The following is a 12,156-nucleotide window of genomic DNA, read 5'->3' on the forward strand; positions in this document are numbered from 1 at the left end:
ATCCGAGACTTATTGGGCGGCGGACGCGGCGCCGCTCGCTGCGTAGCGGCGCACCTTCTGCCCAGGGGTCAGGGCATGCACGCCTGCGGTCACGACTTCCTGGCCAGACTTGAGTCCAGCGGTGATGACCAATTCATTGCCCGCTGCGTCACCGACCACCACCGGCTGCAATTGCACCTTCAGACTGGTCGGATCCAAGACCCACACCTGGGGTTTCCCCTGGACCTCCAGAACCGCGGTCATCGGCACCAGCATGACCCCCGACCGCTTGGGCAACTGCAGCGTGACCGTCGCCGTCTGACCGAGTTTCAAGCTGGCGTCGTCACCCAAGTCCACTTTGGCCACGAAGGTGCGCGTGACAGGATCCGCCGACTCCGCCAGTTCGCGCAAGCGTGCTTTCAGCGGTTCAGGTTGGCCCCAGAGTCGCACCGACAGGGCCCCAGGCGCGGCCGCCCACTCTCGAAACGCCCCAACCTGGTGCTCAGGAATGGAAAACACGGCGTCGCGAGGGCCCAGATGCGCCAGCCGCAGCACCGGCAGCCCCGCGCTGACCACCATCCCCGGCTCAACATCCACACTGGTGATCACGCCCGGCGCGTCGGCCTTTAACGCCGCGTAGTCCGCCTGGTTTCGTTGGGCCGTGGTCTGCGCGACGGCCTGATCGAACTGACTTTGTGCCGCCTGGAACGCCACTTCACGGCGCTCCAGTTCCGCCCCGCTGATGAAACCCTGCTCTTTGAGCGATCGATACCGTTTCAGATCGGCGGCGGATTGCTCCCGCTGGGCCTGCGCCGCTCGCCAGCCGGCTTGCGCGGCTTCAGCAGCCAAGGCCAAGTCCTGAGGGTCTAGGCGCGCCAGCACTTGACCGGCTTTCACCCGATCGCCCAGTGAAACGGTGCGTTCGGCCACCTTGCCCGGAACCCGAAAAGCCAGGCGAGATTCAGTGCGCGCCCGGACCTCCGCCGCAAACTCCAAGGCGCGGCCCGCTTCAGTGGCCTGCACCACCAAGGTGCGAACCGCCCGCTCAGGCGCGGCCTCCGGCGCCGGCCCCTTACAGGCCGCCAACATCAGCAGTGCCGCGCCGGCCAAACGAACGGAACGCACCAAGTGACTGGCTGGGAATCGGAAGTTCATGAGCAGCTTCCATTCGCGGCGGGGGCCGCAAGCTGAAGGAAACGAGCAATGTACGGGAGACCACCCCGAATTCCCGATCCGCTGCATCGCGCCCGCCACAATCTGCCCGTGCAATCCCCCTCAGACCATCGGCACCATGCCGAAAACTTCCCCGTCGCCTCCTGGCTGTGCCCCGCGCGTCTGCGCCCACCCATCCTGGCGATCTACCGCTTTGCCCGGGCAGCGGATGACGTCGCCGACGAAGGGGACGCACCGACAGCGGCACGTCAATGGCAATTGGCCCAACTGCGAAGCAGCCTGCGTCGCTGTGCGGTAGGGGCCCCGCTCAGCCCCGATGAACAGCCACTTTTTGAGCCCCTGGGCGTGGCCATTCGTGAGTTCAATCTCCCCACAAGCCTGTTGGACGCCCTGCTCGACGCCTTCGAGCAGGACACACGGATCCACCGATACGCGGATCGCGATCAACTGCTTCACTACTGCCAGCGAAGCGCCAACCCTGTTGGCCGATTGCTACTGCATTTGGTGAACGTCCATTCACCAGAGGCGCTTCGAGCGTCTGACGCCATTTGCACAGGGCTACAACTGGTGAACTTTTGGCAAGATATTCGCATTGATCGACTCAAGGGCCGGGTGTACCTGCCCGAGACCGATTTGGCGCACCATGGTCTGACGGTCGAGTCCGTTCTGCTGGGTTCACCCTCCCCCGCGCTCAGGGCCTGCATCGCAGACCTCACGGCTTGGGCCGTCGAGTTGCTTGAAAGTGGCCGCAGCTTGCCCCGGCAGGTACCGGGGCGGCTCGGATGGGAACTCCGCTGGGTCATCGAAGGGGGTCTGCGTATCGCGGAGAAAATCCGCCACCTTGAGCACGACACCTTGACCCACCGTCCCCGGCTGTCCGCCGGAGATGCTCCCTTGCTGCTGGCTCGCGCCCTGCGAAACCGCCTTCGCCATCCATGACACCCGAACAGTACGTGCAAGAAAAGGCCGCCGCGAGCGGTTCCAGTTTCTATTACGCCTTCAAGTTTCTGCCCCCGGATCGGCAGGCCGCCATCACGGCGTTCTACGCATTCTGTCGTGAGGTCGATGACGTGGTCGACGAAGTCACGGATGCCAGTTTGGGTGCCACCAAACTAGCCTGGTGGCGACAAGAGGTCCACCGCCTGTTTGCAGGAACGCCCACCCACCCGGCCCTGCTCGCCTTGGCACCACACCTCGCGCCATATGACATTCGCGCCGACCACTTGTTGGCTGTGATCGAAGGTTGCGAAATGGACTTGCAGCAGTCGCGCTATTTGGACTTCCCAAGCCTGGCCCGCTACTGCCACCTCGTGGCGGGCGTGGTCGGTGAAGTGGCCAGCAGTATTTTCGGTCGCACGGACGAGCGCACGGTGGCCTATGCCCACAAGCTTGGCTTGGCCCTGCAACTGACCAACATCTTGCGGGACGTCGGCGACGACGCGCGCCGCGGTCGGATCTATTTGCCCATCAGCGAGCTGCAGCAGTTCGACGTCAAGGCCCATGAAATCCTGAAGCGCGAGGCCCCCTGGGGATACAGCGACCGTTTTTCCGCCCTGATGCAGTTCCAGGCTGAACGCGCCCATCGCTGTTATGACGAAGCGCTGGCCCTGTTGCCGGAGGTGGACCGCCGCGCACAGAAACCCGGCCTGATGATGGCCAACATCTACCGCGCGCTGCTGCGTGAGCTGGAGGCCGAGCAGTTCCAGGTGCTGCACCAGCGGATCGCGCTGACGCCCATTCGTAAGCTCTGGATCGCCATGAAAACCAATTGGCGCGGCCGGTGATGCGGCTGGGCATCATTGGCGGCGGCTGGGCGGGACTGGCAGCGGCCGTGCGGGCCCGCCAAGCGGGAGCCACGGTCACACTTTTTGAAATGGCGCCGCAATTGGGGGGGCGCGCTCGCAGCCTGGGTCCAGAACCCGATGCGCTCGACAGCGGGCACCACATCTTGATTGGCGCCTATCGCGCCACGCTGGCTCTGATGAAAACGGTGGGTGTGGACTTGGATCAGGTGATGTGGCGCGCCCCGCTCTCCCTGGTCAATGCGGCGGGCCAAGGCCTGCGCTGGCCAGACCACGGCTGGGCGCCCAAAGCATTGCTTCAAGCCATTTTGAACAACCCTCTGTGGACACCCCATGACCGCTGGGGGTTCCTGCGGTGGGGGCTGGTTCGCGCTGTGCATGGCCTGCGCTGCTCGCCGCAGGTCAGTGTTGAACAGCTTTGCGCCGACTTGCCCGCAGCGGTGCGGCGTGATTGGGCCGAACCGCTGTGCATCGCCGCTTTGAACACCCCCATTCAAACGGCCAGTGGGGTCGTTTTTTTGCAGGTGCTCCGCGACGCACTGCTGGGCGGTTCGGGTGCGGCCGACTTGTTGCTACCCAGACGCCCGCTGTCCGAACTGCTGGCGACGCCCACCGAAAAGTGGCTCCAAACTCAGGGCGTCAAAATTCTTCGCGGGGAACGCATCCACGAGATCGCACCGCACCGCTCACAGTGGCGGATCCAGGGCGAGTCGTACGACGCGCTCGTATTGGCCGCCAGTGCCACGGAAGCGGCGCGACTGACCCAGGACATCGCACCGGCGTGGTCCGAAACTGCCCAGGCACTGCCCTTCGAAGCCATTGCAACGGTCTACCTTCAGGCGTCCGGCGTCCGACTCCCCTTCCCCATGGTGGCACTGACCGGAGGTCCGGCGCAGTTTCTTTTCGATGTCGAAGCCATTGGCGGCCCGACCGGACGTTGGGTGTTGGTTTGCAGCGCCGTGGCCCAAGACTTGCAAATGGGGCGCGAGGCCCTGGCGCAAGCCGCACTGACCCAGTTACACACGCAAGTTCCGGCTCTGGGGCACGCCACCCTTCAACAAGTGCATGCGGACCGGCGGGCCACTTTCGCTTGCACCGTGGGACTTCAGCGTCCACCCAGCTTCATTGCCCCCGGACTGTGGGCCGCGGGTGACTATGTCCAAGGCCCCTATCCCGCCACATTGGAGGGCGCCATCCGCAGTGGCGAAGCCGCCGTGCAGGCCGCGATTGCACAATGCGGGAATGAGTGACACCCCCAGCCCCGCAATTCAAGTTTTGGAGCGCGCGTTCGCGTTGCTCGATGTGCTGGCTCGCCATCCCGATCCGATTTCGCTCAAAGCCCTGAGTGAAGCCACGGGCTTGCATGCCTCTACAGCCCATCGAATCTTGAACGATTTGACCCTGGGCCGGTTTGTCGATCGTCCCGAAGCGGGAAGCTACCGGCTCGGCATGCGACTGCTTGAACTCGGCAATCTGGTCAAGGCTCGCCTCGACGTGCGCGACGCCGCATTGGACGCCATGCGCGAATTGCACAAGTTGACCCATCAGCCCGTCAATCTCTCTGTGCGCCAGGGCGATGAGATCGTTTACATCGAGCGCACCTACAGTGAGCGAAGTGGCATGCAAGTGGTGCGAGCCGTCGGGGGCCGGGCACCCCTTCACTTGACATCCGTCGGCAAACTCTTTTTGGCCTACGACGAATCCCCCCGCGTGCGGGCTTATGCCACGCGAACCGGACTGGCGGGTCACACCCGCAACAGCATCACCGACTTGGCTCGTTTGGAACGCGAACTCGCCCAAATCCGTGCTCGGGGCGTGTCGCGCGACGAGGAGGAGCTCGAGTTGGGGGTTCGCTGCATGGCTGCCGGCATTTATGACGACCAGGGCAAGCTGGTTGCCGGTCTGTCGATATCGGCGCCGTCCGACCGCCTGGAAGAAAGCTGGGAGAGTCGACTGCGCGACACGGCCGCACAGATCTCCACCGCGTTGGGCTACCGCCCGTCCTTACGCTAAGCCGCTCTTCGCGGTCAACCCGGCTGCTGGGTGGTCACCCAGCGCCGCACCCGTTCGGCATCGCCGATTCGGCTGTATTTACCCGCCGAATCCAAGAAAACCATGATGAGTTTGCGGCCCGCCATCTCCGCTTGCATCACCAAACAGCGGCCGGCTTCCGCGATGTAGCCGGTCTTCTGCAGGCCGATGTCCCAGGCGGGGCTCCGAACCAAACCATTGGTGGTACGAAACGCCATGTCGCGACGGCCCACCCGCACTTTGTGCTCAGGTGAAGTCGAAAGCTCGCGCAGCAGCGGCACTTCCGATGCAACCTCCACCAAACGCGCCAAGTCGCGGGCGCTGCTTTGATTGGAACTCGACAACCCAGTCGGCTCCACATAGCGCGTGTCCGCCATGCCCAGCAGTGCGGCTTTGGCATTCATTGCAGCAACCGCCGCCGTCAGTCCGCCCGGGTAGTGGCGGCCCAGCGCGTTGGCCGCCCGGTTTTCACTGGACATCAACGCCAAATGCATCAACTCACCTCGCGTGAGCTGGGTGCCAATGGCCAGTCGGGAGCCCGTGTGCTTTTCCGTGTCAATGTCATCGGAAGAGATGGTCAGCACCTCATCGAGGTCCTGCTTGGCCTCGGTGACCACCAGCGCGGTCATGAGCTTGGTGATCGAGGCGATGGGCAAGACCGCGCGATCATTCTTGGCCAGCAGGACTTCCTGCGTTTCCTGATCCACAACCAGGGCCACATTCGATTTCAAACTCAGGGGCCCATCCACCCGATGAAGACCTTGCTGAGTGCCCAAGGAGGCCCTGGGAGCCGCGCCACTCTTGGCGGCTGGGGCTTTCTTCTTGACCACGGCCTTTCGAAGGGGTGCCGGCGCCTTGGTTTTCCGCACCTGGACACGGTCAGCGGGCTTGTCTTTTTGCGCAGCCTGGGCCAGGTGCAAGCCAGAGCCCACATCCCCCACCACCAGCGCCATCCCCACAGTCAAGCCAGCCAACCAACGCATCCGCCACTCCTCAGAAGAACGCCGAGTGTAGGCCGACGCAACCAAGCGTTCAAGATCAATCACTTAAGGGAATCTCTTGAGAGCTTGGCTGAGCCGCTCAGCCCTGGGCCGTGACCCGATCCGCCTTGGTCCTGAGTTTGTTCAGCGCGTTCAGATAGGCCTTGGCAGAAGCCACGATGATGTCAGGGTCCGCCCCCACAGCGTTGACCACCCGCCCCCCCAATTGCAAACGCATGGTCACTTCACCTTGGGACTCGGAACTGCCAACGCTGATGGCGTTGACACTGAATAGAAGCAACTCCGCGCCGCTTTGCAGTTGCGATTCGATGGCACGCACACAGGCATCCACCGGTCCGTTGCCCGTGCTGCTGGCGTGGTACTCACTGCCACCCGCTTCAAACACGACCTCGGCTGAGGGCTGTTCCCCCATCTCAGAGGTCTGCTTCAAGGCCAACAACTTGTAGTGATCCGGTTGGTGATCCGCCTGCTCCTCCATCACCAAGGCCAAAATGTCTTCGTCAAACACCTCGGCCTTGCGGTCCGCGAGTGCTTTGAACCGTTGAAAGGCCTCGTTGATTTCGGCCTCGCTCTCCAGCTCGATGCCCAAATCGGTCAGGCGCTGCTTGAACGCATTCCGCCCACTCAATTTGCCCAGCACGATGCGATTGGCGGTCCAGCCAACATCTTCAGCACGCATGATCTCGTAGGTGTCGCGGGCCTTCAGCACGCCATCCTGGTGGATGCCCGAGGCATGGGCGAAGGCATTGGCACCCACTACGGCCTTGTTGGGCTGAACCACGAAGCCCGTGGTCTGTGACACCAAGCGGGAGGCGCCCACAATTTGACTGGCATCGATGCCCAAGTCCAGGCCGAAGTAATCCCGGCGGGTCTTGATGGCCATGACCACCTCTTCCAGGGAGCAATTTCCAGCGCGCTCGCCCAAGCCGTTGATCGTGCACTCAATTTGTCGCGCGCCCCCAATCTTGACGCCAGCCAAGGAATTGGCAACCGCCATGCCCAGGTCGTTGTGGCAGTGCACACTCCAAATGGCCTTGTCACTGTTGGGGACACGGCGGCGCAGATTGGCGATGAACTCCCCGTACAGCTCCGGAATCGCATAGCCCACCGTGTCCGGAATATTGATGGTGCCAGCCCCTTCTGCAATGACCGCCTCCACCACCTGGCACAAAAAGTCCGGATCGCTGCGGTAGCCGTCTTCGGGCGAAAACTCAACGTCGTCGCAGTGGTTGCGGGCAAAGCGAACCGCCAGCCGTGCCTGCTCGAGAACCTGTTCGCGCGTCATGCGCAACTTTTTCTCCATGTGCAACTCGCTGGTGGCGATGAAGGTATGGATGCGGCCCGCATTCGCCCCGCGCAAGGCTTCGGCCGCGCGACTCAAGTCCCGATCGTTGGCCCGCGCCAAAGAGCAAATGCGGCTGTCTTTGATGGCATCCGCAATCGCCTTTACGGCTTCGAAGTCACCCGGGCTGGCGGCGGCGAATCCAGCCTCAATCACGTCCACCCGAAGCCTCTCCAATTGCCGCGCAATGCGCAGCTTTTCGTCCTTGGTCATCGACGCGCCGGGGGACTGCTCGCCATCGCGCAAAGTGGTATCAAAGATGATCAGACGGTCGGCCATGAGGGGCTCCTGAGTCGAAAAACAAAACGGCCCGCGCAGTTCAAACTGGGCGGGCCGTCGGAAGGGGTCAGCACAAGGCTGGACGCGTCAACGCACCCGGTGAACCTCCGGTAGTAGGGCGAGCGGGCGAATTGACAACATGAACTGAATGTAGCAGCGTGGCGGGCGCCATGTTTCGTCAACCGTGCAGCCCGGCTTCGTCGGGCTCGTCGGTCGACGTCGCAATCAGGCTGGCGTGCCGGCCCTTCCACTTGCGGCGTGCGTATTCCCCGTACCCCGACACGCTGTAACAGCAGAACAGCGCGAAGAGCGCGATCGGCGGATGACTGGACACCAGGGCAATCAGCAACACCAGCGCCACCAAGAGTGCAAACGGCACGGAGCGCTTCAGACTGAAGTCCTTGAAACTGAAAAACGGCGCGTTGGTCACCATGGTGAGGCCGGCATACAGGGTGATGACCACCATCACCCAACTCAGCCAAGGATGACTCTGCGTGGACCATCCGGCATCCACGGCCAACCACAGCGACCCCGCCACCAGGGCGGCTGCGGCGGGGCTGGGCAGCCCCTGAAACCAGCGCTTGTCGATCACCCCGGTGTTGACGTTAAAGCGCGCCAAGCGCAGCGCGGCACAGGCGCAATAAACGAAGGCGGCGATCCAGCCGATTTTGCCCAGGTCTTTGAGGGCCCATTCGTAGGCCACCAAAGCCGGTGCCGCACCGAAGCTGACCATATCGGACAGACTGTCCATCTGCTCGCCAAACGCAGACTGCGTCCCCGTCATCCGAGCTACGCGCCCATCCAGGCTGTCCAGGACCATGGCGCAAAAAATACCGATGGCGGCGTTCTCGAAACGGCCATTCATGGCCATCACGATGGCGTAAAAGCCCCCAAAGAGCGCCGCCAGAGTGAAGAGGTTGGGCAAAACATAAAGCCCCTTGCGCGGCTTGCGCACAGGGGCTTCAGGGAGTTCAGGCTCGGAATCTTGGAAGTCAGAAGGGGCTTCGTTCATTCGAGCATTATCTGAGGCAACCACCCGAGCTGGTACTGGCAGTTGCCTGAGGGAACTCAGTTCTTGGACTTGTCGACCATCTTGTTGGCCTTGATCCACGGCATCATGTCGCGCAGCTTCTCGCCCACGACCTCGATCGGGTGCTCGGCCATCAGGCGGCGACGGCTGATCAGCGTCGGGGCGCCGGCTTGGTTCTCGAGGATGAAACTCTTGGCGTACTCACCCGTCTGAATGCGGCGCAGCGCTTCTTTCATTGCCGCCTTGCTCTGGGCGGTGATCACTTCCGGCCCCGTCACGTACTCGCCGTATTCGGCGTTGTTCGAGATCGAGTAGTTCATGTTGGCGATGCCGCCCTCATAAATCAGGTCCACGATCAGCTTGAGTTCGTGCAAGCACTCGAAGTAGGCCATCTCGGGGGCGTAGCCGGCCTCGGTCAACGTCTCGAAACCCGCCTTGATCAGCTCCACGGCGCCCCCGCACAGCACGGCCTGCTCGCCGAACAGATCGGTCTCGGTCTCTTCACGGAAGCTGGTTTCGATGATGCCGGCCTTGCCGCCGCCGTTGGCCGCGGCGTAGCTCAGCGCAAGGTCGCGTGCACGGCCGGTGGCGTCGGCATGCACGGCGATCAGGTGCGGCACGCCGCCGCCTTGCTTGTAGGTGTTGCGCACCGTGTGGCCCGGCGCCTTGGGTGCCACCATCCACACGTCCAGATCGGCGCGCGGCTGCACCTGGCCGTAGTGCACGTTGAAGCCGTGGGCAAAGGCCAGCGACGCGCCTTGCTTGATGTTCGGTTCGATGTCCTTGCGGTAAACGGCGGCGATCTGCTCGTCCGGCAGCAGGATCATGACCACATCGGCCGCCTTCACGGCCTCGGCCACTTCAGCGACTTTGAGGCCGGCGCCTTCGGCCTTACCCCAACTCGGGCCGCCACGGCGAACGCCCACGGTGACATTCACACCGCTCTCGTGCAGGTTCAGCGCATGGGCATGGCCCTGCGAGCCGTAGCCAATGATGGCCACTTGCTTGCCCTTGATGAGGGAGAGGTCGGCGTCTTTGTCGTAATACACATTCATGTCAGGTCTCCAAACGAAAGGGCAAATTGATTACACGCGCAGCACGCGGTCACCGCGGCCGATGCCGCTAGCGCCCGTGCGCACGGTTTCCAGAATGGCGGTGCGGTCCACCGCCTCCAAAAAGGCGTCGAGCTTGGGGGCATCCCCGGTGAGCTCAATGGTGTAGGTCTTCTCGGTCACGTCCACGATCCGGCCGCGGAAGATGTCCGTGGTGCGTTTGAGCTCTTCACGCTCTTTTCCCACGGCACGGAGCTTGACCAACATCAGCTCCCGCTCAATGAACTGGGCCTCGGTCAAATCCACCACTTTCACCACCTCGATCAGTCGGTTCAAGTGCTTGGTGATCTGCTCGAGTACGTCGTCCGAGCCGGTGGTGGTAATCGTCATCCGTGACAGGGACGGGTCTTCGGTGGGCGCCACCGAGAGGGATTCGATGTTGTAGCCCCGCGCTGAAAACAACGCGACCACGCGCGAAAGCGCACCCGGCTCGTTTTCGAGGAGAACTGCAATGATGTGTCGCATGGCGTCCTCCTTACAGTTCTTCCGAGCCCAAGAGCATTTCAGTAATGCCCTTGCCAGCCTGCACCATGGGCCAAACGTTTTCGCCGGGGTCGGTTCGGATGTCCAAGAACACCGTGCGATCCTTCAATCGAATCGCTTCCTTGAGTGCGGCTTCCACCTCGCTGGGGTGATCCACCCGAATGCCCACGTGTCCATAGGCTTCCGCCAGCTTGACGAAGTCCGGTAGGGCATCCATGTAGCTGTGGCTGTAGCGCCCGCCATAGCTCAGTTGCTGCCACTGGCGCACCATGCCCAGGTAACGGTTGTTCAGGGCTACGATCTTGACCGGCGTGTTGTACTGCTGGCAGGTCGAAAGCTCCTGAATGCACATTTGGATCGAGCCCTCTCCCGTGATGCAGAACACGTCGGAGTCGGGCTTGGCCAGCTTGATGCCCATGGCGTAAGGCAATCCAACACCCATGGTGCCCAGACCTCCGCTGTTGATCCAGCGCCGAGGTTCGTCAAATTTGTAGAACTGGGCCGCCCACATTTGGTGCTGCCCCACGTCCGAGGTAATGTAGGTATCGCGTCCTTGGGTGAGTTCCCACAGCTTTTCAACGACCGCTTGCGGCTTGATCAGGCTGTCGCTGGACTTATAGGAGAGGCAGTCTTTGCTCCGCCACTCTTTGATTTGCCGCCACCAGGCGTTGAGCTGGTCGGCATCAGGTCGTTCGCGCGCGTCTCTGATCTGGCTGATCAACTCCTGGAGCACCTCTTTCACATCCCCGACGATGGGGATATCCACCTTCACTCGCTTCGAGATGGACGAGGGGTCGATGTCCACATGGATGATCTTGCGCTGGACTTGGGCGAAGTGTTTGGGGTTGCCGATCACGCGGTCGTCAAAGCGCGCGCCGACGGCCAGCAACACATCGCAGTGCTGCATGGTCATGTTGGCCTCGAAGGTCCCGTGCATCCCGAGCATGCCCAGAAATCGCGGATCGGTGCCAGGCATGGCCCCGAGACCCATCAGGGTGTTGGTCGTCGGGAACCCGAGCAAATCGACCAACTCGCGCAGTTCGGCGGTCGCCTCGCCCAGGATGACGCCGCCCCCCGTGTAGATATAGGGGCGCTGCGCCGACAGCAGGAGTTGAACCGCTTTACGGATCTGCCCCGGGTGCCCTTTCTTTACCGGCTGATAGCTGCGCATGTGCAACTCCGCCGGATACTCGAAAACAGCCTTGTCGATCGAAACATCTTTAGGGATGTCGACCACGACCGGCCCGGGACGTCCCGTGCGGGCGACATGAAACGCCTTCTTCAGCGTCAAGGCCAAGTCCTTGACATCCTTGACCAAGAAGTTGTGTTTCACCACCGGTCGGGTGATGCCCACCGTGTCGCACTCTTGAAAGGCATCTTGACCGATGGCCGACGTCGGGACCTGCCCCGTCACAATGACCATCGGGATGGAATCCATGTAGGCCGTCGCAATGCCGGTAATGGCATTGGTGACCCCCGGGCCCGAGGTCACCAAGGCAACGCCCACCTCGCCCGTGGCGCGTGCATAGCCATCGGCGGCATGAATCGCCGCCTGTTCGTGCCGGACCAGCACATGCTGAATGGATTGCTGCTTGTAGAGCGCGTCGTAGATGTAGAGCACGGCACCGCCGGGATAGCCCCACAAATACTTGACGCCTTCGAGTTCCAAGGCGCGCACCAAAATGTCGGCGCCGATTAACTCTTCCTGCTGGGGGATTGGGCTCGCGCCCGCCGCGCCCTGACGCGACTTGGGGTCCATATCGGACATCGTCATTTCAAACTCCTGGGTTTTCCGGCAAGAAAACGCATCGGTCCCCCCTCCTCCAATCCTTTTGAGATGGGCTCGGGCTCGCTTGGCAACTCAGCGCAAGGGCTGGGCAGTTGGGTGATTATGGCCTCGTCAATTCAGAAGGCAAGCGAGTGT

At 62.4% G+C, this 12,156-nt stretch carries 11 protein-coding genes; 4 read left to right on the forward strand and 7 right to left on the reverse strand.

Going from position 1 to position 12,156, the window contains the following annotated elements; genetic code table 11:
• Positions 1 to 9 precede the first annotated feature (9 nt).
• Complete coding sequence (locus I7X43_RS09680; RefSeq protein WP_198100738.1) at positions 10 to 1,134, reverse strand: efflux RND transporter periplasmic adaptor subunit; 1,125 nt, start codon at positions 1,132 to 1,134, stop codon at positions 10 to 12.
• 108 nt (positions 1,135 to 1,242) lie between these two features.
• Here I7X43_RS09680 and hpnC point away from each other — a divergent pair, with 108 nt between their 5' ends.
• Genes hpnC through I7X43_RS09700 form a run of 4 tightly spaced genes read left to right on the forward strand, consistent with a single transcriptional unit; the run spans position 1,243 to position 4,967 of the window.
• Positions 1,243 to 2,091 (forward strand): squalene synthase HpnC, encoded by an 849-nt coding sequence (hpnC, locus tag I7X43_RS09685; RefSeq protein ID WP_310737552.1) that lies wholly within the window; start codon positions 1,243 to 1,245, stop codon positions 2,089 to 2,091.
• The gene (gene hpnD, locus I7X43_RS09690; RefSeq protein ID WP_198100740.1) at positions 2,088 to 2,936 is read left to right on the forward strand and encodes a presqualene diphosphate synthase HpnD; all 849 of its coding nucleotides are present in this window, start codon (positions 2,088 to 2,090) and stop codon (positions 2,934 to 2,936) included. The genes hpnC and hpnD overlap by 4 nt, the downstream gene beginning before the upstream one ends.
• Positions 2,936 to 4,204, forward strand: coding sequence for a hydroxysqualene dehydroxylase HpnE (gene hpnE / locus I7X43_RS09695; RefSeq protein WP_198100741.1), 1,269 nt, complete (start codon positions 2,936 to 2,938; stop codon positions 4,202 to 4,204). The genes hpnD and hpnE overlap by 1 nt, the downstream gene beginning before the upstream one ends.
• Positions 4,197 to 4,967: an IclR family transcriptional regulator gene (locus I7X43_RS09700; protein ID WP_198100742.1), complete on the forward strand. Its 771-nt coding sequence runs from the start codon at positions 4,197 to 4,199 to the stop codon at positions 4,965 to 4,967. The genes hpnE and I7X43_RS09700 overlap by 8 nt, the downstream gene beginning before the upstream one ends.
• Before the next feature lie 14 nt (positions 4,968 to 4,981).
• Here I7X43_RS09700 and I7X43_RS09705 read toward each other — a convergent pair whose 3' ends face one another.
• The 6 genes from I7X43_RS09705 to I7X43_RS09730 form a co-directional block, all read right to left on the reverse strand.
• Entirely contained in the window at positions 4,982 to 5,968 is a 987-nt protein-coding gene (locus I7X43_RS09705; RefSeq protein WP_198100743.1) for a serine hydrolase, read from the reverse strand.
• Between the two features lie 97 nt (positions 5,969 to 6,065).
• Positions 6,066 to 7,607: a 2-isopropylmalate synthase gene (locus I7X43_RS09710; protein ID WP_198100744.1), complete on the reverse strand. Its 1,542-nt coding sequence runs from the start codon at positions 7,605 to 7,607 to the stop codon at positions 6,066 to 6,068.
• Positions 7,608 to 7,785: 178 nt separating this feature from the next.
• Entirely contained in the window at positions 7,786 to 8,619 is an 834-nt protein-coding gene (pssA, locus tag I7X43_RS09715; protein ID WP_198100745.1) for a CDP-diacylglycerol--serine O-phosphatidyltransferase, read from the reverse strand.
• 56 nt (positions 8,620 to 8,675) lie between these two features.
• Positions 8,676 to 9,692: a ketol-acid reductoisomerase gene (ilvC, locus tag I7X43_RS09720; RefSeq protein ID WP_198100746.1), complete on the reverse strand. Its 1,017-nt coding sequence runs from the start codon at positions 9,690 to 9,692 to the stop codon at positions 8,676 to 8,678.
• Positions 9,693 to 9,722: 30 nt separating this feature from the next.
• Positions 9,723 to 10,214: an acetolactate synthase small subunit gene (gene ilvN / locus I7X43_RS09725; protein WP_198100747.1), complete on the reverse strand. Its 492-nt coding sequence runs from the start codon at positions 10,212 to 10,214 to the stop codon at positions 9,723 to 9,725.
• Between the two features lie 10 nt (positions 10,215 to 10,224).
• Positions 10,225 to 11,991 (reverse strand): acetolactate synthase 3 catalytic subunit, encoded by a 1,767-nt coding sequence (locus I7X43_RS09730; RefSeq protein WP_246480345.1) that lies wholly within the window; start codon positions 11,989 to 11,991, stop codon positions 10,225 to 10,227.
• Positions 11,992 to 12,156 lie beyond the last annotated feature (165 nt).

The sequence above is a fragment of the Inhella gelatinilytica genome, assembly GCF_016093295.1.
Taxonomy (GTDB): Bacteria; Pseudomonadota; Gammaproteobacteria; order Burkholderiales; family Burkholderiaceae_C; genus Inhella; species Inhella gelatinilytica.

What these genes read in the sequence shown, in the direction of transcription:
- I7X43_RS09710 (WP_198100744.1), bottom strand. Translation starts at nt 7,607, where the DNA reads ATGGCCGACCGTCTGATCATCTTTGATACCACTTTGCGCGATGGCGAG.
- hpnE (WP_198100741.1), top strand. Translation starts at nt 2,936, where the DNA reads ATGCGGCTGGGCATCATTGGCGGCGGCTGGGCGGGACTGGCAGCGGCC.
- pssA (WP_198100745.1), bottom strand. Translation starts at nt 8,619, where the DNA reads ATGAACGAAGCCCCTTCTGACTTCCAAGATTCCGAGCCTGAACTCCCT.
- I7X43_RS09700 (WP_198100742.1), top strand. Translation starts at nt 4,197, where the DNA reads ATGAGTGACACCCCCAGCCCCGCAATTCAAGTTTTGGAGCGCGCGTTC.
- ilvN (WP_198100747.1), bottom strand. Translation starts at nt 10,214, where the DNA reads ATGCGACACATCATTGCAGTTCTCCTCGAAAACGAGCCGGGTGCGCTT.
- I7X43_RS09680 (WP_198100738.1), bottom strand. Translation starts at nt 1,134, where the DNA reads ATGAACTTCCGATTCCCAGCCAGTCACTTGGTGCGTTCCGTTCGTTTG.
- hpnD (WP_198100740.1), top strand. Translation starts at nt 2,088, where the DNA reads ATGACACCCGAACAGTACGTGCAAGAAAAGGCCGCCGCGAGCGGTTCC.
- I7X43_RS09705 (WP_198100743.1), bottom strand. Translation starts at nt 5,968, where the DNA reads ATGCGTTGGTTGGCTGGCTTGACTGTGGGGATGGCGCTGGTGGTGGGG.
- I7X43_RS09730 (WP_246480345.1), bottom strand. Translation starts at nt 11,991, where the DNA reads ATGGACCCCAAGTCGCGTCAGGGCGCGGCGGGCGCGAGCCCAATCCCC.
- ilvC (WP_198100746.1), bottom strand. Translation starts at nt 9,692, where the DNA reads ATGAATGTGTATTACGACAAAGACGCCGACCTCTCCCTCATCAAGGGC.